Origin of the sequence: Serratia sp. J2 (genome assembly GCF_046269175.1) — a bacterium.
Classification (GTDB): Bacteria; Pseudomonadota; Gammaproteobacteria; order Enterobacterales; family Enterobacteriaceae; genus Chania; species Chania fonticola_C.
The window spans coordinates 37,069-60,148 of the sequence record NZ_JBKABN010000030.1 but is presented as its reverse complement, the minus strand read 5'-3'; the positions used below and the strand labels follow the sequence as shown (position 1 = coordinate 60,148).

The following is a 23,080-nucleotide window of genomic DNA, read 5'->3' as shown; positions in this document are numbered from 1 at the left end:
AGGAGCCAGGGAAGTGCAAGGTGTGCCAGAACAGTTTCCGTTTGAGAAAGATCGCGCCCAGTTCCGGCATTTGCCGCAGTTGCCGGGCGTGGAGCTTTATCAGGCCCATATCGATCGCTATGCGTTTGAACCACACGCCCATGATGCGTTTGGCATCGGCACGGTGGAAGCCGGTGCGGAGCGTTTTCGCTACCGCGGGGCACAACATTTAGCCGCGCCGGGTGCCTTGGTGCTGATGAATCCGGACGAGCTGCATACCGGTGAAGCGGAAACGGCAGGCGGTTGGAACTATCGGATGATCTATCTGGAGCCTGCGGCGCTGGAGCGGATTTCCGGTGAGAAGGGCTGCTGGTTCCACGACGTGATCCACCATGATGCGGCGGCGGCCAAGCGGCTTTCGCAAACGCTGGCGGCGTTATGGCAAACCCGGGACACGCTGGCGCTCGATAGCCTGCTGCTGTCCGTCGTTGATGTTTTCCGTCCTCACGTGCGTATTGCTCAGCCGCAGCAGAATGAAGCCGCTCATCGTATGGCGATAGTGAAGGAGTATCTGCGGGATAACTTCGCTTCACCGATCACGTTGAGCGATCTGGCAGCGTTGGTCTCGCTCAGCCCGTATCATTTCCAACGTAAATTCAAAGCGCAATTCCATGTCACCCCACATCAGATGCTGATGGCGATCCGGCTCGAAAAGGCCAAGCAGATGCTCGGGCGGGGAATACCTGCGGCCCAGGTGGCCGTAGCTGTGGGGTTAACCGATCAGGCACATCTCACCAAAGCGCTGGTTAATCGTTACGGTGTCACGCCTGCGCGCTACCAAAAGCAGGTGATGCGTTAAGGGCACACTTGGCAAACGGAATATCAGCACGCTGCCAACGGTATTTTTACACTATGTTCTGCGGCTTATCTCCTGGAGGGGACCATGAAGTTGTCAAAAATATCCGCCATGTAATCCACAAAAACGCGTACCTTTGGCGTCATTTGGCGGGTACTGGGCCAGAGCATGTGAAAAGTGGTCGTTACGGGAGCCATAAAGCTGTCCAGCACCGTCTTCAGTTCCCCGGTGGCAAGCTCATCTTTTACCGAATAATCCGGCAAGCAGGCGACACCACGACCCTCTTTTACCATAAACAACAGAACGTCGAGGCTGCTGCAGACAAGTGTCAAGGGAGCGACCTTTCCGCTACTTCTTGCCGCTACATGCTGAAACGGCCACTGTGCAACTTTCCCTGAACTGGGGAAGCGATAGTGAAGGCAGGCATGCTCGGACAGTTCATCCGGACTGGATGGAGTTCCATTACGCTCGAAGTACTCAGCAGAACCCACAATACAGAGTCTGAATGAACCCAGACGACGTGATATCAACCTGGAATCGCTCAGTTCTCCCCCTCGTATCACAACGTCCATCCCGTCCTCAATGACATCAGATAATCTGTCGGAAAAATCGAGATCCAGCTCAATCTGCGGATGACGCTCCATAAATTGCGCAATCATCGGCAGCATCAATCCCCCGGCTAGCGGCAGTCCAACACGGAGCCTTCCGCGAGGTTGCCCGGTCATGGCTGAAATCTCATCTTCTGCGGCCTGAATTTCGCTGAAAATTCGGTGACACCGTTCCAGGAAAACCTCGCCCTCAGATGTCAGACGCACCGAGCGTGTACTTCTCTGGAATAGGCGTACGCCCAGGCGCTCTTCCAGCCTCGATATGCTCTTGCTGACCGCGGATGATGAAATACCTTTTACCCGCCCGGTGGCGACGAAGCTTCTCGTCTGTGCCACGTGCATGAACACCTCCAGCCCGGTCATTTTTTCCATCATTTGTTTCTGCCCATCATTGCTGACAAATATGTCACTTGTGTTATGCCAGCCAGCCCCATCAATGGCAAGCGGATATCCGCTTATTATTACCGTCATAACACGACCCAACGGACGGCTTACTCAGGCCGTCCCAGAGTTCTGATAGACAGACACAGGAGAAACATCATGAGCAACAAAATTCGCGTAGGCATCATTGGCACAGGCGGTTGGGCAAGGTATGGCCATATTCCGGCCCTTCAGTCGCTGGAAGATTTTGAGATTACGGCGCTGGCCGGGCGTAATAAAGAAAAGGTTGAGAAATATGCCGCTCAGTTCGGCATCGGCCAGGCCTATGGTAGCCCGGAAGAACTGCTGGCCAATCCTGATGTAGATCTGGTTGTGGTGTTGGCACCGACGCCTGAACATGGCCGCCTGGCGAAAGCGGTCATTGAGGCAGGAAAGGATGTCTACAGCGAATGGCCTCTTTCCACCACCACAGCAGAATCAGAAGAGATTCTGGCGCTGGCGCGTGAAAAGGGGGTTAAACATATTGTTGGCCTTCAGCGTCGCTTTTCTCCCAGCTCGCGTTTCTGGCACGACCTGATAAAACAAAACTGCGTCGGTAAAATCCGTGCGGTACGCATGTCCGTAGGTGTCGATGCTTTTGGTGAGGTCATGCCGGCGTTTGCAAAATGGGCGCTGGATGCGGCTAACTTCACCGAAATACTGTCGATATACGGCGGCCACTTCCACGATATGTTGTTCCACGGTGTGGGTTTCCCGCAAAAACTGACGGCAATTACTGAAAACCAGTTTCCTGTCACCACGATTGCGGAAACCGGTGAGAAAGTGCCTTATACCAGCCCGAATGAAGTGATGGTTATCGGGACACTTACCAACGGTGGGCTGTTCTCGGTGCAGCTTGAGGGGGGCCAGAAACATCGTACCGGCCTGCAGATTGATATCACCGGCACTGAAGGCGTGCTGCGTATTACTAATGCGCGTGGTTTTGAGAATAAAGATGATAACGCGATAGCGATAATGCGCAATGGTGTTGAGACATTTGAACCTCTGGCTGTCCCCGCAGAATATGCGTTTTTACCCGTTTCTCATCTTGATGCCAGTTCACAGGATGTGGCCTATCTCTACGCGGCCTATGCCCGGGACAAAGCGAGGGGCTCCAGTGAAGCAACTACGTTTGAAGATGCCTTGCGCCAGCATCGTTTAATCGATCGGATCACTGAATCCTCTGAGCGTTTCTTCAGCTGAGATTTTGTTCCAATCGCCTGCTCAGAATGGAGACATTTTGGGCGGGCAAGCTGTCAGGTTATTGCTGTTCTTCATTCCGCTACAGGTGCCAGGACACCTACAGTAAGTTGTCTAACCACTCGGCAAATACCCGCACTTTGCGGGAGAGATGACGGTGCGGATAAAGCAGAGACAACTTTCGAGATGGGGCGGGATAGTCTGGCATTATTTCTACCAGGAGGCCGCTTTCGAGATAAGGTTGTAAAAAAAGATTCATGCCCTGAAGCATCCCCAACCCGGCAAGCCCCGCGGCAATATAGGTTTCAGAGTTATCCAGAACAAGCTTACCCGGAAGGTTAACTTCTACTGCTCCCGACGGTGTTTCGAACGTCCACGGAATAATTTGCCTACTGCTGCTGTTAAACCAGTTGACGGCCTGATGTTGCTGCAATTCCTCAAGATTTTTTGGCATGCCATGTACTGCAAGATAAACAGGACTGGCGCAAGTCGTCATTTTAATGTTGCCCATAGGTCGTGCGATGTAGTCGCCGTCGTCCAGTTCCCCCATCCGCAATACACAGTCCAGACCGTCGCGCAGCATATCCTGACGACGGTCAGAGCTGCTCAGAATGATTTCGATATCAGGGTGCTCACGATAAAAAACAGGCAGATTGGGCACGACCAGTGAAACCGCAAAAGCGATTGGCATATCCACACGCAGTTGTCCGCGTAAAGCACAATCGGGGCCAAACGACTCCAGCAACTCATCCGTTTGGGCCAGCAAGGGTTTGCTGCGGCGATAAAACTCCTCCCCATCAGGCGTCAGGTTAATCCGCCGCGTCGTTCGCTGCATTAAACGAATGCCGCAGTGTTGCTCAAGTTGCTGCACGGCTTTGGTGACTGCGGGGCGATGGATTTGCAGATTTTCCGCCGCCTGAGTAAAGCTGCCAGATTCGACAATTTCAATAAAAATTTTAATAGATTCAAAAAGATTAATTTGCATAGCGTACTTATTTTTAGGCGAGGGGGACACGTTGTTAAGCAGTACCCGAATAGCCCTATTGTTACTTATTTAATAATAGTGATGAAGTGTTTTTGCTATTTTTCCAAACAATATCGCGATCTACACTCTTCTCACTTCGAAAGCTGAGCTGCTCCGTAGCACCATTTTGAAACGTTGGAACGCTTTAAGGCAGCCTTATCAGGTCGCCAGAACCCATTTGTTAAGGATATTCCGCCATGCAAAATAACCGTATTTGTCAGATTCTGGGCATAGAAAAGCCTGTCATCCAGGGACCGTTATCCTGGTTAACCGATGCCCGTTTGGTCGCTGCTGTCAGCAACGCCGGGGGCCTTGGTGTCCTGGGGCCAAATGCAGGCTTGACGGCAGAAACCGAAGTTTCCACGCCGGAAGAAACTGCCGAGAAAATGCGAGAAGAAATCCGTAAAACCAAAATGCTTACCGAAAAACCTTTTGGCGTCAATCTGATCCCGACGCCTGAGAACGACGTATGGACTCCATCCATCATGCAGGTGATAAAAGAAGAAGGGGTGAAAGTTGTGGTTTATACAGGCTATGGTGAAGGCGCGGTGATCCCCGCTCTGTTTGACGAACTGAAAAACGCGGGCATCAGTATTATCTACCGCGACATTAATCCAACCCCTGAAAATACCCGTCTTGCCGAAGCTGCAGGGGCAGATATTATTGTCGCCACCGGTTTTGACGAAGGAGGAACCTTGCCAGGTAAGGCTCTGGGAACATTTTCAATTGTACCGCTTATTGCCGATGCCGTACAAAATGTACCCGTGCTGGCCGCAGGGGGGATCACCGATAGACGCACCGCCAGAGCAGCCCACGCCCTTGGGGCAAGCGGAGTTTTTGCCGGCTCTATTTTTATCAGTACGGAAGAAAGCCGTGTACCACAATCGGTGAAAGACAAAATCATTGATTCGGATGGTCTGGATATGCTGCTTTTCCGTACCATGCCAGATTACTATCGCTCGTTGCCCGGCAAGCTGGCACAAAAGCTGGTGCAAATGGATAAGGCAGGAGCCAGTAACGAAGAGCTTGGAAAAACGATGGGTGGATTACGCGGTTTGCGTATAGGCATGCTCGAAGGAAATACGGATGACGGCTATATCTCGCTTGGCACCGGCATCGGTAGCATTCGGGATGTTAAAAGCGTAGCTGAAGTGGTTGATGAGTTAGCAATATGATCGTTTCCCGCCGTTTACGGCGGGGTTATCTATTTAACTTGGTCAGGGTCGATACTGCTCGGCCCCTTCAGATTGGCCAACGTTGCTATCAATCAAAAAACAGCAACCTGGTACAATATTCTGCCCCCACGTCCCTCTATCCTTAAGCCACTTGAGAATGGCTGTTGATGATGGAGTCACTATGTTTGTCGGTGTGATGTTTGCCCTGATTGCCGGGTTGATGTGGGGGCTGATATTTATTGGCCCGGTATTGGTGCCGGACTATCCAGCCGCGTTGCAATCCACCGGGCGCTATCTGGCTTTTGGGCTTGTCGTGCTGCCGCTGGCCTGGCTGGATCGCCGCCGCCTGCGTCAGCTGCTGGCTAAAGATTGGCTAGAGGCGTTAAAACTGACCGCGATTGGCAATCTGCTGTATTACCTGTGCCTGGCCAGTGCGATCCAACGTACCGGAGCGCCTGTATCGACCATGATTATCGGCACGCTACCGGTAGTGATATCGGTCGCTGCCAATCTGTTTTACGGCCATCACGACGGCCGTCTCTCCTGGCGAAAATTAACCCCGGCCTTGCTGGTGATTGCCCTCGGGCTGGTGCTGGTCAACGTTGCGGAACTGCAAGGCAATAGCGAGCCTATTGATGTCTGGCGTTATACCAGCGGCCTGGGATTGGCACTCTTAGCGGTGGCGTGTTGGACCTGGTTCCCTCTGCGTAACGCGCGTTGGCTACGCGATAACCCGGATAAACGGCCCACAACCTGGGCCACGGCGCAGGGGATTGTGACTTTACCTTTGGCGTTGGTGGGTTATGTGCTGGTTTGCGGCCAATTGGCGCTGACACAGCCGCAGTTCGCGCTGCCGTTTGGCCCGAGACCGCAGGTGTTTATCCCGTTGATGATTGCTATTGGCGTCTTGTGTTCCTGGCTAGGTACGTTGTGTTGGAACGAGGCGAGTCAGCGTTTACCGACGGTGCTGCTTGGGCCGCTGATCGTATTCGAGATCCTGGCTGGATTGGCCTATACCTTTATGCTGCGCCATAGCTGGCCACCCCTGCTGACGCTATGCGGTATTGCCTGCCTGACGGTTGGGGTGATTTACGCCATGCGCATCAAGTTGGAACCGAAGGTGGTTGCGCTAGAGGAGACACGTTAAAACGTATGCTGCATTCGTCAAAAGATGAGGCTACGGGTTTCCCCGTAGCCGTTATCGATTAACGTTTACTGTGGTGGATAATCTCTTCGGCCACATTGCGCGGAGCCTCTGCGTAATGGCTGAACTCCATGGTGTAGGTGGCACGGCCTTGCGACATGGAGCGCAGGGTGGTGGAATAGCCGAACATCTCAGACAGCGGGACCTTGGCATGGATCTCTTTGCCTCCGCCACCGGGGATATCCTCCATCCCTTGCACCATACCGCGTCGTGACGACAGATCGCCCATCACGTTTCCGGCGTAATCCTCCGGCGTTTCCACCTCTACCGCCATGATTGGCTCCAGGATCACCGGACTGGCCAGGCGACAGGCCTCTTTAAACCCAAAGATAGCCGCCATACGGAAAGCCTGCTCGGAGGAATCCACATCGTGGTAGGAACCGAAGGTCAGATGCACTTTGACATCGACCATCTGATAACCCGCCAGCACGCCATTATTGAGCGCCTCCAGAATGCCTTTTTTGACTGCTGGAATATATTCACCGGGGATCACGCCACCTTTGATTTCATCAAAAAACTCAAAGCCTTTACCGGGTTCATTGGGCTCCACCGTCAACACCACGTGGCCGTATTGGCCTTTACCACCGGACTGACGTACAAATTTGCCTTCTACGTCGGTCACTTTCTGACGGATGGTTTCGCGGTAAGAGACCTGCGGTTTACCGGTGTTGGTTTCAACGCCGAACTCGCGCCGCATCCGGTCAACTATGATCTCCAGGTGCAATTCACCCATGCCGTAAATGATGGTCTGGCCCGAGTCTTCATCGGTACGTACGCGCAGCGAAGGATCTTCCGAAGTCAGGCGTTGCAGCGCAATCCCCATTTTCTCCTGGTCGGCCTTGGTTTTTGGCTCGATGGCCTGCGCGATAACCGGCTCCGGGAACACCATACGTTCCAGCGTGATAATGGCATTGGGGTCGCATAGCGTATCGCCGGTGGTCACATCCTTCAGGCCCACGCAGGCGGCAATATCCCCGGCGTGCAGCTCATCGACTTCTTTACGATCGTTGGCGTGCATCTGCACGATACGGCCAATACGCTCTTTTTTGCCTTTTACCGGGTTATAGACGCTATCGCCTTTGGCCAGAATGCCGGAATAGACGCGCACGAAAGTCAATTGGCCAACAAACGGGTCGGTCATCAGCTTGAATGCCAGCGCCGAGAATTTTTCATTATCATCGGCCTTGCGGGTGATAATGTTATCGCGTTCATCATGGCCTTCCATCGGCGGGACATCCAGCGGAGAGGGCATCAGTTCGATCACCGCGTCCAACATGCGCTGAATCCCTTTGTTACGGAATGCCGAACCGCACAGCATTGGCTGGATCTCACCGGCAACGGTGCGGGCGCGCAACCCCTGGACGATCTCCTCATTGGTTAATTCGACCTGATTGAGGTACTTGTCCATCAGTGCTTCAGAGCCTTCCGCCGCCGCTTCAATCATCTTGTCGCGCCACTCTTGGGCCTGCTCGAGCATTTCTGCTGGGATCGCCTCGAAGCGGTAGGTCATACCCTGAGTCGCTTCATCCCAGAAGATGGCCTGCATGCGGATCAAATCTACTACGCCGGCAAAATGGTCTTCAGCGCCGATGGGGATCACCACCGGCACCGGATTGGCTTTCAGGCGCTCGATCATCATATTGCGCACGCGGAAAAAGTCCGCCCCGGTGCGGTCCATTTTGTTGACGAAGGCCAACCGCGGCACCTTGTACTTATTAGCCTGACGCCACACGGTTTCAGACTGCGGTTGCACGCCGCCAACCGAGTCATACACCATTACGGCACCGTCCAACACGCGCATTGAGCGTTCCACCTCAATGGTGAAATCGACGTGCCCAGGGGTATCGATGATATTGATCCGGTGCTGAGGATAATTATGCTCCATGCCGTTCCAGAAGCAGGTGGTAGCCGCGGAGGTAATGGTGATCCCGCGCTCCTGTTCCTGCGCCATCCAGTCCATGGTAGCGGCGCCGTCGTGGACTTCGCCCAGCTTGTGACTGACCCCGGTGTAAAACAGAATCCGCTCGGTCGTCGTGGTTTTGCCGGCATCAATGTGCGCCGAGATGCCGATATTGCGGTAGCGTTCGATGGGGGTAGTGCGTGCCATAATCAACCTTTCTTAGCCTTGTGGCGTACGGCTTTAACAGTTTACGTAAAATGATATCCCTCAATGGGTTATCAGCCAGGCCTGGAACAACAACGTCCTACGGCCTTAGAGTAATCGTAGTTGATAGTATTAAGTTTATTAACCTATGACTGTGATAGGTCGTTTAAAAACTAAACATTACAGATCACGGGGTTGTTCTGCGGATAGCACTTGCCAGGGTGTGAAGGGGGGCAAACTGAACGGTTGTACAAGAAATTTCCAGCAACCAAGATAAATAATGTTCAGGTTGCCTGAAAACAAGCTGGCTCGCCTATTGCTATAAATTTTTCTGCAGAGAAATTGATGTTTATGTGAAGTAGAGCGAGACATCCCACAAACTTCATGGTTAAATTCAGAATTCGCTCAAATAGCACATTATTTTATTGCAGAGCGAATTTTATTTACTCATGGATTAAGAGATTAACATGCAAAAAACATATTTATCAGTACTTCTGGCTGGCGCAATGGCATTGTCATTCGGTGCTCAGGCTGCGGGTGAAAGCACCATTTCTTTAGGTTACGCTCAAAGCCATGTGAAGGTTGATGGTAACAACCTGAATGAGAATCCTAAGGGTTTCAATCTCAAGTATCGCTATGAAATTGATAGCAATTTAGGATTTATTACTTCATTCACCTACACTACGCAGTCGTATGATTTCTATTATGGCAGTAACAAAGTGGGTGATGGTGATTTAAAATATTACTCACTGACTGCAGGCCCAGCCTATCGCTTTAATGACTATATCAGCGCCTACGGTTTAATCGGTTTTGGCCACGGCAAGGCGACATCCAATGTCTCTATGCGGGGTTACTCTTCTAACACCGACGAAAGCAAGACCAGCGTCGCTTACGGTGCTGGCTTACAGTTTAACGTAACCCCTAATATTGCTCTTGATGCTCACTACGAGTATTCAAAGTTGGGTGACTTTAAAGTCGGTACCTGGACCGTCGGCGCTGGCTATCGTTTCTGATAGAAATGTCCTAAAAGGTTTTGAGGGAGCTGTTCTACGCCATTACTGTCGCTAAAAATGGCTTGGCTTTCTCGAAACCTCGGAGCCGCCGCTACTCGCGGCGGTTCCGGTGTTACTCTCCTTCACATGCGTTCTTTTCAATGAATATTTTCTGCCGGTTGGTATACAGATCCTGCCAAACAGCTTAATAGCCCTTCCATAATCCGTTGGTAGGCGGTTTAATGTAGCGGCGTTAAAATACCGAGTAACCGTTTGCTGAAAGGACTCGTCATGTCTGCGTTTCGTGTTCTGTTTTTGCTCGCCGTTGCGGTCCAACTGCCGGCCTATGCCAAGCCTTTGGTCAAATCATCCGGCACTGCACCAGGTACCATTCAATGGCAACCCTGCAACAGTACCGCCTTTCAGCACTGGTTCAGCGATGGGCCGCCTCCGGCCGGTTTACAATGTGGCTATGTTGAAGCGCCACTGAGTGGCCAGAATGCAGCACAAACCGTTCGGCTGGCTCTCACGCGGTTACCTGCGGTAGGCCCAAAAAAAGGCAGCGTGGTGATTATCGCAGATGGACCTGGCTCGCCAGGGATCAATCCACAAATTGCCGAGCAGGGGCCCGCCTGGCGGTTGCAAAAATCTTACGACATCATTGGTTATGATCCCCGCGGTGTGGGGCAATCGACACCCAAGATTTCCTGTCAACTGACAGCTAGCGAGGAAACACCGTCACCCGATGAAAACGATATCCCAGGCGCAGAGCAACAGGCACGAGATATGGTGGCGGCCTGCATCAAGCAGACAGGGGCCGACGTGGTGCAGCATATGGGCACCCATGAAGCCGTTAACGATCTGGACGCTATTCGCCGGGCGTTGGGTGAACCCGCGTTGTCCGCCGTGGCGTATTCTTACGGTACCAAGGTCGCGGCATTGTATGCGGAGCGATTCCCTAAGAAAACCCGTGCGTTGGTGCTGGATGGCGTGGTGAACCTGAAGGATGATGACTTTAGCCAACGCATCAATCAGGAGCGGGGTTTTCAGCAAAGCTTCCTGCGTTTTGCCGATGATTGTGAGAAAAACGGCTCATGCCCATTAACCAGCGAGCCTAACCGGGCGATCCAGTTGTACCACAGGATGCTGCACAAGTTGCATGATACTCCTTTCGTTACCCCCTCGGGTTATGAGATCTCTGCCGATGACGTGATCACCCTTACGCGTAACCTGTTGCCAAGGAGGGAACGTTGGCCCGAGTTGGCCACGGCCTTGCGTAAAATTGATGCGGGCAAAGCCGATGATGCAGTGACCGATCTTATCGACGAAAGCTATACCCCGGACGCTGATGATGCGCGAACGGTGATCACCTGTGCAGATATGGCTAAGCCTGATGCTGACCAGCAGCTGTTACGTCGGCAGCGCCAGCAAATCAATACCGCAGCCTCATTTCCCAACTACTTACCGTTGCATGAGTATCCACTAGAGACCTGTGATTTCTGGCCATACCCTGGCCATGTGGAACCGCATGTTCCAGTACTTTCTACCGCTCTCCCGCCGTTGCTGTTCATTACCCAGCGCTATGACCCGGTTACGCCATATCGTAACGCCCGTGAAATGGCTTCGAGTTTTAAAAGCCCGCTGATTACCCGCGAAGGGGATGGCCATACGCTGGCGTTGACGGGTGTTGACGGTTGTGTGGATAGCGCAGTAGTGGATTATCTGTTGAGCCCCAAAAAGCCACGGCGGGATAAAAGCTGCCGTTGAGTGGGGTTTTTGCGGGTAATGATATAGGGGCAGGATTAGGGTTTTACCTAAGAATATTCTGCCCCGCAATAAAGTACAGGGTCAGGCTGAGTGCCTGGTAGGGATACAGATCTTTCCGTTAATAATGTGGGCATCTCGGCGGATCCACTCATTAACTTTGTAAACACTGGTTCTGTGCAGTTGTGCGAAGGTTTTAATATCTCCGTCATGCTTTCTATATATAAACTCTCTGACGCTGGTCAATGTGCATTTCTCCATGAGGTGTGGCTTCCTAGGCGTTGGGGGTGCATTTTCATTATTAGGTTAGTGCAGTTAAAGGAGAGAGCGTAGCATAAAGATTTAAATACTGGAATTAAACTTCGCTGTTATATGCGATATTTTATCGATCTGTTTTTTTATTAGAAATCCTTAGGTTACAGATAGGGTTACACTCAGGGTTAAAATAAACAAAAAAAATAAATTTTGTTTAAAATCAATGTATTGCATTTATTTTAGGTGGTGGCTAACTATGGGGAACACTGACACTGATTAATAACCTACATGGATTCATCGATAAGAAATAATTTCCTGTCGTGCTTAATGCAATAAATAACGCGCCAACAACAAAATCAAGAATAATCTCAATATATGGATGTGAGTTTATTCTTGGGTAACAGCGAGTTTTCTGGGTTTTTTCCTAAATAAAAGCCAGCAAGTGGACTTCCGAAGATTTATCTGGACTTTGCCATCAAGAGATGGGTGATGATTAGCCCCATTGTGATTTGTTAACATTCCATGAGCGTTGATAAAGGGCTAACGGATGGGCGCAGCCAGACAGATGACCAAACTCAATTCAGTTCATATGCTGGTTGCGCCCATAGTTGGGTTAAATCAACCCAAGTTTGCCACTAATTTCCATGATCTCGCGCCGCCATTGCTGCTGCAACTGCGGCTTTTGATGCTTGGGTTTACGTGTTAAATCTTCCTCAAGTTTGTGCTCCAAAGCAACCAACGTTGCCAGCAGGTGTTCTTCATTGCTCGATATCGCAGGTGCAACGAGCAACTCACGTTCAGGGGATGCCACCAGCTCGGAATGGCCGCCACCACTCAAGATGGTGTAGACGGGTAAAAGGTCGTGCCATTCGGTCAGTTGACGATCGTCTATCAACCAGTAGCGATTACAGCTTTGCTCCATCAGCGTCCGATCGTGGGTGACCAGCAGCACGGCTCCTGCAAATTGTTGCAACGTTGCGGCCAGTTCTTCCTTACCCTCCATATCCAGATGGTTGGTCGGTTCGTCGAGCAGCAACAGTGAGTAGTTGGCCAGGCTAAGCGCAACAAACAATAACCGCGAACGCTCGCCACCGCTCAGCGTAGACACTTTCTGTTGGTGGCGCAGGTAAGGGAAACCGGCACCGATCAGCGCCATTTTCCGTTGGTCTTCGGTCAGAGGCGCGAAGTGGCTCAGAGCATCGCTTAACGAGTCCTCATCGTTGAGCTGTTGCAGGCTCTGGTCGTAATAACCAATACGCACGCGAGGGTGAAAAACCACCCCCTGGCAGCTTGCTTGTTGGTATTGCTGCCAAAGGAAGTGCAGCAATGAAGACTTACCACAACCGTTACGGCCTACTAACGCGATGCGATCGCCACTTTTTACCTGAAGATGTTCCAGACTGAACAGCACCGGCGCGGTAGGAGCAGGGCGAATGGCTAAATGCTCCAACGCAAACAGTCGATCGGCAGGCAGCGCTTCACCACTGAGCCTGAGCCGCCACTGGTTGCCTGTGCTCAAGGCGGTTTGTTGGTCCTTTAATCGAACCACCTGTTTTTCCATCTGTTTGGCTTTACGTGAGAGATCTTCGTTGTCATACACCTGGCCCCAGACTGCCAGGCGTTTGGCACTTTTCTCTACGCGGTCAATTTCCTTTTGTTCAGCCTGATGGCGGTGCTCATCAGCCAAGTCCTGCTCTTGGAGGGCGAGGCGCGCCTGCGAACAGGGTAAACGGAAATACTGCAGAGTTTTGTCACGCAGGATCCAGGTACAGTTGGTTACGCTGTCCAGTAACCGGCCGTCGTGGGAAACCAGCACGAAGCTACCGTTCCAGCCATTGAGGAATTGCTCCAGCCACAGTAGCGTCGGCAGATCCAAATGGTTACTGGGTTCATCCAGCAGCAGCAAATCTGGCTGGCGGATCAGCGCCCGAGCTAACAACAACCGGGTATGCTGGCCACCGCTCAGGGTTCCCGCGGTCAGATCCCACGCCGCTCGGTCGAATCCCAGTTCGGCGAGTAACACTTCACCTTGCCAACGTTCAGGCTGGTGTTGGTCATCAGCCAGGCCCGTGAGCACGGCTTCCAACAAGCTGCAGTGATACAAGGTTTCGGGCAGGTGTTGTTCCACCCGAGCCATCAGGCATTGGTGTGATGAGGTGACAGTCCCCGTGCTGGCAGGGAGATCGCCGCTGAGAATTTTAAGAAGGGTGCTTTTGCCACAGCCGTTATGGCCGATTAAACCAATGCGGTCGCCCTTTTTCAGGCTAAAGGAAACCTCAGCCAGCAGCGGGCCGAAAGCGGTATCAATACCAACAGATTGTGCAGAAAGTAATGTCGTCATGGTGCTTACTCAAGGTTACAGGCATGCAAATGCCTATCGTCAAAAAATTGCCGACGATAACCCGGTAAGCCGGAGGGAAGAACTTTGATGTGAGTAAACTTCGCTCAAGCTTAGGTTATCGGAGCACGATACCGGTAATGCTTGAGCAGCGACGATCACCAAGGTGAGGTGAGAATTTGAACCATTCACACGACAGCATAGGGGACCTCCTTTTCATAGTTTTTGGTTGATAGGTGAACGGATTATAAAGGGGATTTACGGTTTCTGCTACTGGCCTGGCAGTGGAAGGCGTAACAGGAAGGTACCCCTTAAAATCTAAACGGGCTCACCATGCAGGTGGTGCTACATGCTGCACCCGTTTAGAGAGTCAATGAGCGGCCGTTCACTCATCTTCTGCGTAGATATCTGGGTCCTGAATATGTTCCAGCACGTCTCCAGGTTGGCAATCAAGATAGCGGCAGATAGCATCCAGCGTAGCAAAACGTATTCCTTTCACCTTGCCTTGCTTTAACAGCGAAAGGTTTTGTTCGGTGATGCCGGCTGCGGCGGCCAGGTCTTTGGATTTGACTTTGCGTGTGGCTAACAACACGTCTAGCCGGACGATGATCGACATAATGGGCTAACCTCACACGAACTGTTGATTTTCACAATGCAACTTGCTGGCCTGTTTCAGGATTTGTGCAATGACGGTAATACAGGCCGCAAGAAACAGGGCAACAATATTCCCTGTATCGATACCTAATGTCACCATTCGTTGGCCAACAGGCTCATGCATGGTTATCCAATAACTGAGAACAGGCTGGCACAACAACTCTAAAATCGTCCAAATGGCGACGTATTGACCCATTCTTCCCAAATGATGCGCCGCTATGCCAGAAAAGTAGGCGCGTTGACCATAGGTTTGGAACAACTTGCGTAAATGATACAACCCAAGCGCAAGTGCCAGTAGCGGCACGCTCGACAAGATAATGCCACCGGCAATTTGCCACCATGGGAAGTGCGTCAAATCAGCACCCAGGGCGCCGATTAAATCGTTTGAGATGGAGACATGAAATCCGTAGCCATCGTTGGCGGCGAGGCTTGGGAATAACCAATAGGAAGCATTAAACAGCAACATGGCGAGTAACAAGCACAACGTGATGGTGGCCATACGTTGGCTGAAGCGGGTCAGGCGATCCAATGTCATAAAAACCTCAAGTCGTTGAGTGGAAGTCGCAGTGACCTTACCTCTTTAATTATCGTAAAACAATAATAAATTATCGAAATGCGATCAGTTAATGGTTGTTTTGTTCACTAAACAACCCTGTTGAGGTTTCTCTTTGAGCGGTAAACGGTCATGGACAGAGCGCCGTGGGGGGGTAAATAGGGGTAAGTGAGGCGTTAGCTAAAATTTCTACTAACCTTCTAGGATTAATGCGCTTTTTCACTGAATAGGTTGTTATTATACTCACCGCTTATTGTTGATCAGGCGCAGTGATATTCATCGTTTCGCCTGTTGCGTTTATCGCCAACCCCATGCTGAGCATTCACCTTTATGATCAAGTCATTACAGATTTTCCTGTTCACCTTTTTGTTGTTCGGCTTACCGCTGGCCCCGTTAGCCAATGCAGCACAGCAGGGTGCTGCTGCGGTTGAACTCAGCCCGCAGGAAATAGCGGCTTCATTGAAAAGTTATCAAAAACAGCTGGATACGATTAAACAACAGGTCTCAAAGGCGAGCTCTGATGGCCAGTTGAACAAGCTGTTTGAAGCCACGCAGGTCTTAGCCACGGACGCAGAAAAACTGACCACCGATCTGCAACCTATGCAGGTGAAGTTACAGGCACAGTTAGACGTGCTTGGCCCGCAGCCCGAACCTGGGGTAATGACCGAAACTGCCAGTGTGGTGCAACAACGCAATACGCTCAATAATGCCAAAAAACAGTTGGACGATGCCGTAAAACGCTCACAAGCCATCAGAACGGGGGCGCTCGACTTAGGTCAACAAATTACCGATCTGCGCCGTGTGGCCTTCAAATCCCAGTTGGCGTTGAATACCGGCAGTATTCTTAGTTCGCAATTCTGGTTGCCAGAGTCATCTTCACAGGTTGAGGATTTAGCTCGTCTTAATGACTTTAAGCAGCAACTGGAGCAAACCCTGGATGCCAGTTGGCAGGAGGAATGGCGCTACGGGACGATAGCGTTACTGATCCTGGCTGCGGCTTGCTGGTCTTTAGGGCGCTATTTCGTGGAGCAGTTTTTTGCCTGGGTGTGTATCCGCTATTTACCCGATGGCCGCTTGCGCCGCAGTTTTATGGCATTAATGACGGTGCTGATCACGTTGTTTGCCACCACGCTGGCGCTAAATCTGCTTATTTCTGCGTTTGACCGTGTTCAGCCGCTGACGCCTCAGGTCCAGGATTTTGCCGATGGATTTATGCAGTTGGGGATTTTCTGTGCGCTGATCGCGGGATTAGGCAGGGCGTACCTTTCGCTGAGCCGTCCATCATGGCGTCTGGCGCAGATGGATGATGCCATTGCGAGCGGCATGCGTTTCCTGTCGCCGTTATTGGCCGGATTGGCTATGGCTTTTGGCACCGTGGAACTGGTGAATAACGTGATTGGTGCCAGTCTTGGCAGCACGGTGCTAGGTAATGGCTTGGCTACCGCACTGATGGCATTAATCTTGTTCGCAATACCGGTTCGGGCACGCCGTATCCGCTATAAGCTAGAGCAGCAGGGGATGCATCTGGAAAAACGCTCGGCGATTGCCGGGATAATCCATATCGTTATTGTGGTATCGGCAACCGTGATCCTGCTATCGCTGTTGATCGGCTATGTGGCTTTCGCTCGCTTCCTGACCTATCAGTTGATTTGGGTGGCACTGGTACTGATGGCGTTTTATTTCCTGGTGATCTTTGCTACCGATTTCTGTACGGTCATTTTTTCCCCTCAAACTGCCAGCGGGCGGGCGCTGAAAAAATCGCTCAACTTTAAAGATCGCCATCTTGAGCAACTGACCGTCATCTTCACGGCGTTGTGCAAATGTTCTTTGATATTGTTGATGATTGTTGCCCTGATTAATGGCTCCTTTGGCACCACCACGCCAAACTCCTTACTGCAAAAGATTGTTGCCATCCTGAGCGGTGAAGGTCTGAAGCGGCTAAATATCGTTCCAAGCAACCTGCTCAATGCGGTGGTTTGCCTGGCGATCGGTATCTATGTGCTGCGGGTCACGCAACGTTGGTTAAGCCATGAGCTGCTGCCAAAAACCATCAGTGATATCGGTATCCGCGCCTCGCTTGTTACCTTGTTCAGCAACGTCGGCTATGTGCTGCTGATCCTGATCACGCTGGCGACGTTGGGGATCCAGTGGAATAACCTGGCCTGGATCGTGAGTGCGTTATCGGTGGGTATCGGTTTTGGCCTGCAGGAAATCGTGAAGAACTTTATCTCTGGCCTGATCCTGTTGACGGAGCGACCGGTTAAAGTTGGGGATATGATCGGTATCGGCGGGGTTGAAGGGGATGTACGGCGAATCAATGTACGCGCCACCGAGATCCAACTGAGCGATCGCTCGACCATGATTGTGCCTAACTCTCAGCTAATCTCGCAGAACGTGCGTAACGCCACTATGGGGAATGCCCAAGGGGTGGTTACCGTCGCGCTGACTTTCCCCACTGATATCGACCCAGAGCAGGTACGCAACGTGTTGCTGAGTGCCTACCATGAACACGATTCCATTCTGGAAACGCCAGCCCCTTACGTTCGCTTCAGCCAGCTTGGCCCTGACGGGATTATCCTCAGCGTGACCGGTTATGTTGCCAGTCCACGCATGGTCGGCGCCACCAAGAGCGATCTGCTGTTCAATATCTTGAAGCTCCTGCGTGCCCAGAACGTTAACCTTTCCAGCCCGAAAGAGGTGGTTTTCATGAAACAACGAGCTAAAAACCTGGTTGATGAAGAAGAACATTCATCTTGATGAGGTAACACCGATGAGTCACTCAATAGCCGATAACGTCATCGGAATTTATCAACGGCATGCCGAGGCGTTTGAGCTGAAGCGGTCAACCACGCTGTTTGAGCAACCCTGGTTAGAGCGGTTTCAGAGCCTGTTACCCGACAACGGGCGGATCCTGGATATTGGCTGCGGCAACGGCACGCCGATCGCCGACTATTTTATCCGCAAGGGCTTTCAGGTGACGGGGGTGGATAGTTCGCCACCGATGATCGATCGTTGCCTGCAACGCTTCCCGGAACAGCATTGGGCAGTGGCCGATATGAGAACGTTAGCGTTAGCGGAGAAATTTGACGGGCTAATAGCCTGGGACAGTTTTTTCCATCTGACGCGTGAAGATCAGCGCCAGATGTTTAACATTTTCCGGCAACATGCCAATAGCCAGGCCGCATTGATGTTCACTAGCGGTCCCAGTAATGGCGAAGCAATAGGGACATTTGAAGGAGAAGCCCTTTATCATTCCAGCCTGGCACCGGAGGAATACAGGCAATTATTGCAAGAGCAGGGATTCCAGGTGGTCAGTATGGTGGCCGAAGATCCCGACTGTGGCGGGCATACTGTTTGGTTGGCGCAACTTGGCGAGTCATCACTGCATCACTTTCTGCCACAGTCCGCTATAGATAGACCATCAGCCAAGTGACGGTGTTGAAAAATATGATCATAATGAAAGTCATGAGAAAGATAGAAAAATACGTACCGCCAACGTTTATCCTGGCGTTGATGGTTGCACATATTGGGTACTTGGTGCTCAGCCCGATCCTGTGGCACGGGTTGCAACATTCTCATGATTTTGCGGAGAATTTCAGTTCCTGGCAACAGGCTCTGGGCTTTCTCGACACGATGGATATTCCCCGCTTTATGATTGGCATTGTGCTGCTCTTTATGGCGGGGATGTTACTGTTAAAAACGCGTATTGCCTGGTTTTTCTCGTTACTGTTGCTCAGTTGCATCGTTATCGTAGATATCGTTATCTATAGGCAAATCACGGTGTTGGCAGGGTATTCACTGGTCACCCTATTAGGGATGCTCATCTACTGGCGCCGTTTTGACCAACGTAAGCTGGCGAGTACCAGTTTCTTTGCTGTTACCAGCATAGCCTCATTGATTGTCTACAGTATGTTAGGAACGCTGTACATTGGCGATCAATTCACCCCCGCGGTCACCGATCTGCCTACGGCGTTTTATTTTGCCGTGGTCTGCATGTCTACTGTCGGTTTTGGCGATATCATTCCGGATACCACTACTGCGCGGATGTTCACACTCACGGTGATTATCTTTGGCATTACGGTTTTTGCCGCCTCTCTGGCATCGGTTGCTGGCGTGCTAATCAGCCAAAATCTTCAACGTATTATCAAAGGGCGGTTCTCTCACATGGTTCGCAAAAATCATTATATTATTGTTGGTACCTCTTCATTGGCACTCAATGTCTATCAGGGGCTGATTGAAAGCGGCGGTAACGTGACTATTGTTTGCGAGCCAGGCAATAAGCAACATTACCCTGACCATGCGGATGTGGTTGAAGGCGATCCTTCCGCCGTTGCGACGCTGGCATTAGCCGGGGCTGAAAAGGCGAAATACATTGTTGCCTTGACCGAAAGCGATGCGGTTAACGCTTTCATCATATTGGCGGCCAAAGAGGTGGGTGGGGCAGACACCAAAACCATCACGTTGGTCAACGAAAGCCAGAATATGAACAAGATCAAACGTGTCAAACCCGATGCCGTACTCTCACTGCAGTTGTTAGGCAGTGAATTGCTGGTACGATCGCTCAACGGTGAGGTGGTTAATCACGATCTCAATATTGATGCATTTTTCAGCAACGGTGAGAGTGATAACAAGGGCAAGTAACCGGGTTGTTCCCGCACCACCTAAGCGGTGCGGGGACGGTTTTTTAGCGTTCAAATCCCCACTCAGACCATTTGCTTTTGATTTTCTCCTGCAACGGCAGCGGATAATTGGTAGCAAAACTCAATACCTGCTCCAACGGTTGGTTGACCTGCTGTTGGATCTGCAAGCAACTGTACGCCACCAGGCCGCCGCGCCCGCGCAGTTTGGTGGCCACATCCAGGTAAATCTGTAACCCGGTACCGTCGGAGTCGTACTGCGGATAGTGAAACACGCCTTGCACCGGGTTATTGCGCGTCGCTAATGCCCAAGTCACTTTGTTGCTGTCATCAGGGGGAATATCTTCTCCCACGATGATCAGCTTGGCGGTGGTTTTACCAATATGGTTGGTCCAGAACACTTCGGCAATCTTGTCGATAAAGGCTTTGACCGTCATGCCGGTGATTTTATGCCAGTCGTCACGTACCCGGATCACCAGCCAATGGGAAGAGGCCTCCAACGGGCTGAAACAGTCGATGATCGGCAGACCGGACTTTTCAAAATACACTCTGGCGGTGGCAGATAAACAGAAGCAGCCAAGCATTAACGTAGAGTCGATCGGAACACCCGGAATGCAGATCGGCAAGATAGCCTCATCGCGGAAGGTGACGCAGGTGATTTTAGCCAAGGGTTTCAGGCTGGACTGGTTGGAAAGGTAGCCTGGGAACTCGCCAAACGGGCCTTCAGCCACGGATTTATCCGCGCTGACATAGCCTTCGATGATGATTTCACATTCGGCTGGTACCAACACATCGCAGGTTTCCGCTTTCACCATCTCAATGCCGTGGCCAAGGAATGCCGAAGCATAGTTGTATTCATCATGCCAGGCTGGCGGTGCGGCAGACAGCAACATGGTAACCGCCGGAGGCACTCCCAGCGCGATCACGAACGGGCAGTCTTTTCCCTGAGCCGTCCACATATTGTAGATCATGCCGTTATGCTGGAAAGGCAGCCACAGGCCGACAATATTGTTCTTCGAATAATGCGGGCCATTACCGTGTGGTACGCCGACCGAACTGGCGTGAGGCGGTTTTGGCGTTGGGTTATTCTGCGGCCGTGAACCGGCGATCATCGCCCGGCTGAATGACCAATTGGTCCAGGCGTCCTTATCTACCGTGTAGGCGTCTTCCGGCACAGGCTCACCCGGCGGGGTTCGCACCATGATGGCTCCGGCAGTCTGGAAATAGCGGCCGCCGTCGCCGTCGTGCAGGATAGGAGCCGGGATTTTGGTCATATCAACCTGATCGCCCACCCATTTGTTTTGTTTACATGGGGCCGTGGCCGGGTCAACCATCACTGGCGGATGCGGCTCCTGGCCGATGGCATCCAGAAAGGCATCCTGGATCTCCAGCAACTGAGCATCGTCCGGTAAACCTAGCATCAGCGCCAGACGCTGCCAGCGTTTGCCCGGCACGCGGCTGACCGTCGGGCCCATTTCTGCCGCCCGAAAACCGGGGGCGCCCTTCACCTTGCTAAACAGCGGCATTGGGCTTTCCGTTTCGCAGGCGTGGCGCAGAATAGCGCCAATCTCCAGATACCAATCCACCTCATCAGGGATCGCCACCACTTCCCCCTTGCTGGCCAACAGTTCCAGATAGGCGCGGTACGATTTGGGGACTTTCTGCACATCAATTTTCAGTTTACGTCGCTTCATTGATTTTGATCCTGATGTGGGCCACTGAGTTCATCGGCCAGAGCGAATGACTGGGCTACGCCGGTCAGCGTTGGGTTCCATGAGCCAGGGCGGGGGAACAGCATGCTGCCCAGGCCATAAACGTTCGGGTAACGGTGCATCTGACCGTTGAGGGCGGTGACCGAGGTTGCAGGATCGTCGCCCATCCACAGGGTGCCCGCCTCGTGCACTAACCCCTGATTGCGGATATTGTCCGGCGGCGATTTTTCCCAGGTAAAGCTGCCGTCAGGGTTATTGTGCTGGTACTCAAGTGGGGCATCTCCAGCTAGGGCGTACATCACGTCATAGGTGGTTTTATCCATCGCATCCCAGAATTGACGGTCGGTTTCCTTCATCTGGATATACACTTCGGCCTCACCCAGCGGGTTGGTCGTGACGTAATTCCACGAGTTTACCGAGCGTTCCCCGAGGAACTCCCCCATGGAATGCAGCATGATCACCACGTAGTCAGGATCCTGATAGGTGGCAACGGCTTCTGGTGAAGAAGCATCTGGCAGGATGCGATACAACACGTCGTAGCTTTCCGCCGGTTGTGGGTTATGGACCACGCTGATGTGGGTGTGCATCAGGCGGTTGGTGGTTTTATCGATACCGGGCAGGTAATAGGCCACGGTTTGCAACTGGTTGGTTAATACCGGCAGGCTGCTGGCGGGGATACGGGCTGCCAGCCAGGAACGGATATGACCGCACAGGTTTTTTCCCACCAGTTTATCGTCAGGGAAAGACTTGGTGAGGATAAACCCGGCTTCCAGCGTGTTGCAGGCCAAAATCACCTTGGCATTGCCGACGCTTAGTGAGCCATCTTTAGTAATGATTTCTGTGACAACGTCACCTTCTGCAATCAGTTTCTCCACTTCGGCATTGACCACCACCTTGAGTGAGGCGTAAGCCTGCACATCATTCACCAGTACCGAAATGGGCGAGAACTTGGCCCAATCCTCTGGTGCCACTCCCTGGCCAGTTGCCATGGCTGAGTCCAACGCGCTCGGGCTTGGCTGCGGCTTGGCTCCACTGATATTGGCCAACTGCGAGAACAGGCGCTCACCCATAAAGCGATTCAGTGACTGGTTGCGATTGCCGGGGATCTCCAGGGAGTAGCGCCGCCCCATAAATTCGCCGGTGGGATACCACTGATTATCCAGGCGCTCGATCGCCTGCGGTGGCCAGTCCGGCATTTCGCTGCTATCGGGTTGCGGTGTCCAGGCGTTCCAAAACAGCGCGCGACCGCCCACATAAGGGATCTGCGGCATAAAGTTAAGGCTGAGCTTCATATCGGCAGAACCATGATACGTCCATGGACGGATACCCACGCTGGTATTGAGTTTGATGTAGGCCGGTGGAATGTTCTGAATATGGTCGGGGATCAGATAGTCACCTTTCTCCAGCACCAGAATTCGGGCATGGGGATTATGTTGCAGCACCCGGTGGGTAAAGCTGGTGCCATAGGCACCGCCACCAATCACGATATAGTCAAAAGACTGCCCCTTGATCTGGGCAAAGCGGGAAAAGTAGATATTGTCGACTTCACTCATAGTTGGCTCCCGGAACGTGGCATGCGAAAAATCATCCCCGCCCCGAACCGGC

The 23,080-nt window shown here is 52.1% G+C and carries 17 protein-coding genes; 9 read left to right on the top strand and 8 right to left on the bottom strand.

The window, feature by feature from the left end; translation table 11 throughout:
- The first annotated feature begins 13 nt into the window (after nt 1-13).
- The gene (locus tag ACKWMY_RS23620) at nt 14-838 is read left to right on the top strand and encodes an AraC family ligand binding domain-containing protein (RefSeq protein WP_409487161.1); all 825 of its coding nucleotides are present in this window, start codon (nt 14-16) and stop codon (nt 836-838) included.
- A gap of 65 nt (nt 839-903) precedes the next feature.
- On the opposite strand, the gene ACKWMY_RS23615 is transcribed toward ACKWMY_RS23620, so the two are convergent.
- On the bottom strand, nt 904-1,914 hold the full coding sequence (locus ACKWMY_RS23615) for a LysR substrate-binding domain-containing protein (protein ID WP_309046423.1): 1,011 nt from the start codon (nt 1,912-1,914) through the stop codon (nt 904-906).
- Nucleotides 1,915-1,983: 69 nt separating this feature from the next.
- Between ACKWMY_RS23615 and ACKWMY_RS23610 the strand changes: the two genes are divergently transcribed.
- Nucleotides 1,984-3,066, top strand: a complete 1,083-nt coding sequence (locus ACKWMY_RS23610) for a Gfo/Idh/MocA family protein (RefSeq protein WP_074032289.1) — start codon at nt 1,984-1,986, stop codon at nt 3,064-3,066.
- A gap of 97 nt (nt 3,067-3,163) precedes the next feature.
- On the opposite strand, the gene ACKWMY_RS23605 is transcribed toward ACKWMY_RS23610, so the two are convergent.
- Nucleotides 3,164-4,048, bottom strand: a complete 885-nt coding sequence (locus tag ACKWMY_RS23605) for a LysR family transcriptional regulator (RefSeq protein WP_409487160.1) — start codon at nt 4,046-4,048, stop codon at nt 3,164-3,166.
- Nucleotides 4,049-4,284: 236 nt separating this feature from the next.
- On the opposite strand from ACKWMY_RS23605, the gene ACKWMY_RS23600 reads away from it, so the two are divergent.
- Entirely contained in the window at nt 4,285-5,262 is a 978-nt protein-coding gene (locus ACKWMY_RS23600) for an NAD(P)H-dependent flavin oxidoreductase (protein WP_409487159.1), read from the top strand.
- 181 nt (nt 5,263-5,443) lie between these two features.
- Nucleotides 5,444-6,409 (top strand): DMT family transporter, encoded by a 966-nt coding sequence (locus ACKWMY_RS23595; RefSeq protein WP_199063085.1) that lies wholly within the window; start codon nt 5,444-5,446, stop codon nt 6,407-6,409.
- Between the two features lie 58 nt (nt 6,410-6,467).
- Here ACKWMY_RS23595 and fusA read toward each other — a convergent pair whose 3' ends face one another.
- Nucleotides 6,468-8,573, bottom strand: a complete 2,106-nt coding sequence (fusA, locus tag ACKWMY_RS23590; protein ID WP_211136634.1) for an elongation factor G — start codon at nt 8,571-8,573, stop codon at nt 6,468-6,470.
- 464 nt (nt 8,574-9,037) lie between these two features.
- Between fusA and ACKWMY_RS23585 the strand changes: the two genes are divergently transcribed.
- Entirely contained in the window at nt 9,038-9,583 is a 546-nt protein-coding gene (locus ACKWMY_RS23585) for an Ail/Lom family outer membrane beta-barrel protein (protein WP_199063083.1), read from the top strand.
- Nucleotides 9,584-9,853: 270 nt separating this feature from the next.
- On the top strand, nt 9,854-11,329 hold the full coding sequence (locus ACKWMY_RS23580; protein ID WP_409487158.1) for an alpha/beta hydrolase: 1,476 nt from the start codon (nt 9,854-9,856) through the stop codon (nt 11,327-11,329).
- 865 nt (nt 11,330-12,194) lie between these two features.
- Here the strand turns inward: ACKWMY_RS23580 and ACKWMY_RS23575 are convergent.
- The 3 genes from ACKWMY_RS23575 to ACKWMY_RS23565 all read right to left on the bottom strand — a co-directional run bounded on the left by ACKWMY_RS23575 (nt 12,195) and on the right by ACKWMY_RS23565 (nt 15,108).
- Nucleotides 12,195-13,922: an ABC-F family ATP-binding cassette domain-containing protein gene (locus ACKWMY_RS23575; protein ID WP_409487157.1), complete on the bottom strand. Its 1,728-nt coding sequence runs from the start codon at nt 13,920-13,922 to the stop codon at nt 12,195-12,197.
- Nucleotides 13,923-14,304: 382 nt separating this feature from the next.
- A complete protein-coding gene (locus ACKWMY_RS23570; protein WP_024530134.1) occupies nt 14,305-14,535 on the bottom strand; it encodes a helix-turn-helix domain-containing protein in 231 nt (76 codons plus the stop codon).
- A 12-nt stretch (nt 14,536-14,547) separates the two neighbouring features.
- The gene (locus ACKWMY_RS23565; RefSeq protein ID WP_409487156.1) at nt 14,548-15,108 is read right to left on the bottom strand and encodes a DUF2975 domain-containing protein; all 561 of its coding nucleotides are present in this window, start codon (nt 15,106-15,108) and stop codon (nt 14,548-14,550) included.
- Between the two features lie 348 nt (nt 15,109-15,456).
- Between ACKWMY_RS23565 and ACKWMY_RS23560 the strand changes: the two genes are divergently transcribed.
- The 3 genes from ACKWMY_RS23560 to kch are packed head-to-tail and all read left to right on the top strand — an operon-like array spanning nt 15,457 to nt 19,767.
- Nucleotides 15,457-17,883 carry a DUF3772 domain-containing protein gene (locus ACKWMY_RS23560; RefSeq protein ID WP_074031170.1) on the top strand — a complete coding sequence of 809 codons (2,427 nt, stop codon included), beginning with the start codon at nt 15,457-15,459 and terminating at the stop codon, nt 17,881-17,883.
- Nucleotides 17,884-17,896: 13 nt separating this feature from the next.
- On the top strand, nt 17,897-18,559 hold the full coding sequence (locus tag ACKWMY_RS23555) for a class I SAM-dependent DNA methyltransferase (RefSeq protein WP_409487155.1): 663 nt from the start codon (nt 17,897-17,899) through the stop codon (nt 18,557-18,559).
- A gap of 23 nt (nt 18,560-18,582) precedes the next feature.
- A complete protein-coding gene (gene kch, locus ACKWMY_RS23550) occupies nt 18,583-19,767 on the top strand; it encodes a voltage-gated potassium channel protein (protein WP_074031184.1) in 1,185 nt (394 codons plus the stop codon).
- Nucleotides 19,768-19,810: 43 nt separating this feature from the next.
- Here the strand turns inward: kch and ACKWMY_RS23545 are convergent, their stop codons facing one another.
- Entirely contained in the window at nt 19,811-21,457 is a 1,647-nt protein-coding gene (locus ACKWMY_RS23545) for a UbiD family decarboxylase (RefSeq protein WP_211136809.1), read from the bottom strand.
- Nucleotides 21,454-23,028 carry a GMC oxidoreductase gene (locus ACKWMY_RS23540; RefSeq protein WP_261160463.1) on the bottom strand — a complete coding sequence of 525 codons (1,575 nt, stop codon included), beginning with the start codon at nt 23,026-23,028 and terminating at the stop codon, nt 21,454-21,456. The genes ACKWMY_RS23545 and ACKWMY_RS23540 overlap by 4 nt, the downstream gene beginning before the upstream one ends.
- Nucleotides 23,029-23,080 lie beyond the last annotated feature (52 nt).

What these genes read in the sequence shown, in the direction of transcription:
- ACKWMY_RS23615 (WP_309046423.1), bottom strand. Translation starts at nt 1,914, where the DNA reads ATGACGGTAATAATAAGCGGATATCCGCTTGCCATTGATGGGGCTGGC.
- ACKWMY_RS23610 (WP_074032289.1), top strand. Translation starts at nt 1,984, where the DNA reads ATGAGCAACAAAATTCGCGTAGGCATCATTGGCACAGGCGGTTGGGCA.
- ACKWMY_RS23605 (WP_409487160.1), bottom strand. Translation starts at nt 4,048, where the DNA reads ATGCAAATTAATCTTTTTGAATCTATTAAAATTTTTATTGAAATTGTC.
- ACKWMY_RS23600 (WP_409487159.1), top strand. Translation starts at nt 4,285, where the DNA reads ATGCAAAATAACCGTATTTGTCAGATTCTGGGCATAGAAAAGCCTGTC.
- ACKWMY_RS23595 (WP_199063085.1), top strand. Translation starts at nt 5,444, where the DNA reads ATGTTTGTCGGTGTGATGTTTGCCCTGATTGCCGGGTTGATGTGGGGG.
- fusA (WP_211136634.1), bottom strand. Translation starts at nt 8,573, where the DNA reads ATGGCACGCACTACCCCCATCGAACGCTACCGCAATATCGGCATCTCG.
- ACKWMY_RS23585 (WP_199063083.1), top strand. Translation starts at nt 9,038, where the DNA reads ATGCAAAAAACATATTTATCAGTACTTCTGGCTGGCGCAATGGCATTG.
- ACKWMY_RS23580 (WP_409487158.1), top strand. Translation starts at nt 9,854, where the DNA reads ATGTCTGCGTTTCGTGTTCTGTTTTTGCTCGCCGTTGCGGTCCAACTG.
- ACKWMY_RS23575 (WP_409487157.1), bottom strand. Translation starts at nt 13,922, where the DNA reads ATGACGACATTACTTTCTGCACAATCTGTTGGTATTGATACCGCTTTC.
- ACKWMY_RS23570 (WP_024530134.1), bottom strand. Translation starts at nt 14,535, where the DNA reads ATGTCGATCATCGTCCGGCTAGACGTGTTGTTAGCCACACGCAAAGTC.
- ACKWMY_RS23565 (WP_409487156.1), bottom strand. Translation starts at nt 15,108, where the DNA reads ATGACATTGGATCGCCTGACCCGCTTCAGCCAACGTATGGCCACCATC.
- ACKWMY_RS23560 (WP_074031170.1), top strand. Translation starts at nt 15,457, where the DNA reads ATGATCAAGTCATTACAGATTTTCCTGTTCACCTTTTTGTTGTTCGGC.
- ACKWMY_RS23555 (WP_409487155.1), top strand. Translation starts at nt 17,897, where the DNA reads ATGAGTCACTCAATAGCCGATAACGTCATCGGAATTTATCAACGGCAT.
- kch (WP_074031184.1), top strand. Translation starts at nt 18,583, where the DNA reads ATGAAAGTCATGAGAAAGATAGAAAAATACGTACCGCCAACGTTTATC.
- ACKWMY_RS23545 (WP_211136809.1), bottom strand. Translation starts at nt 21,457, where the DNA reads ATGAAGCGACGTAAACTGAAAATTGATGTGCAGAAAGTCCCCAAATCG.
- ACKWMY_RS23540 (WP_261160463.1), bottom strand. Translation starts at nt 23,028, where the DNA reads ATGAGTGAAGTCGACAATATCTACTTTTCCCGCTTTGCCCAGATCAAG.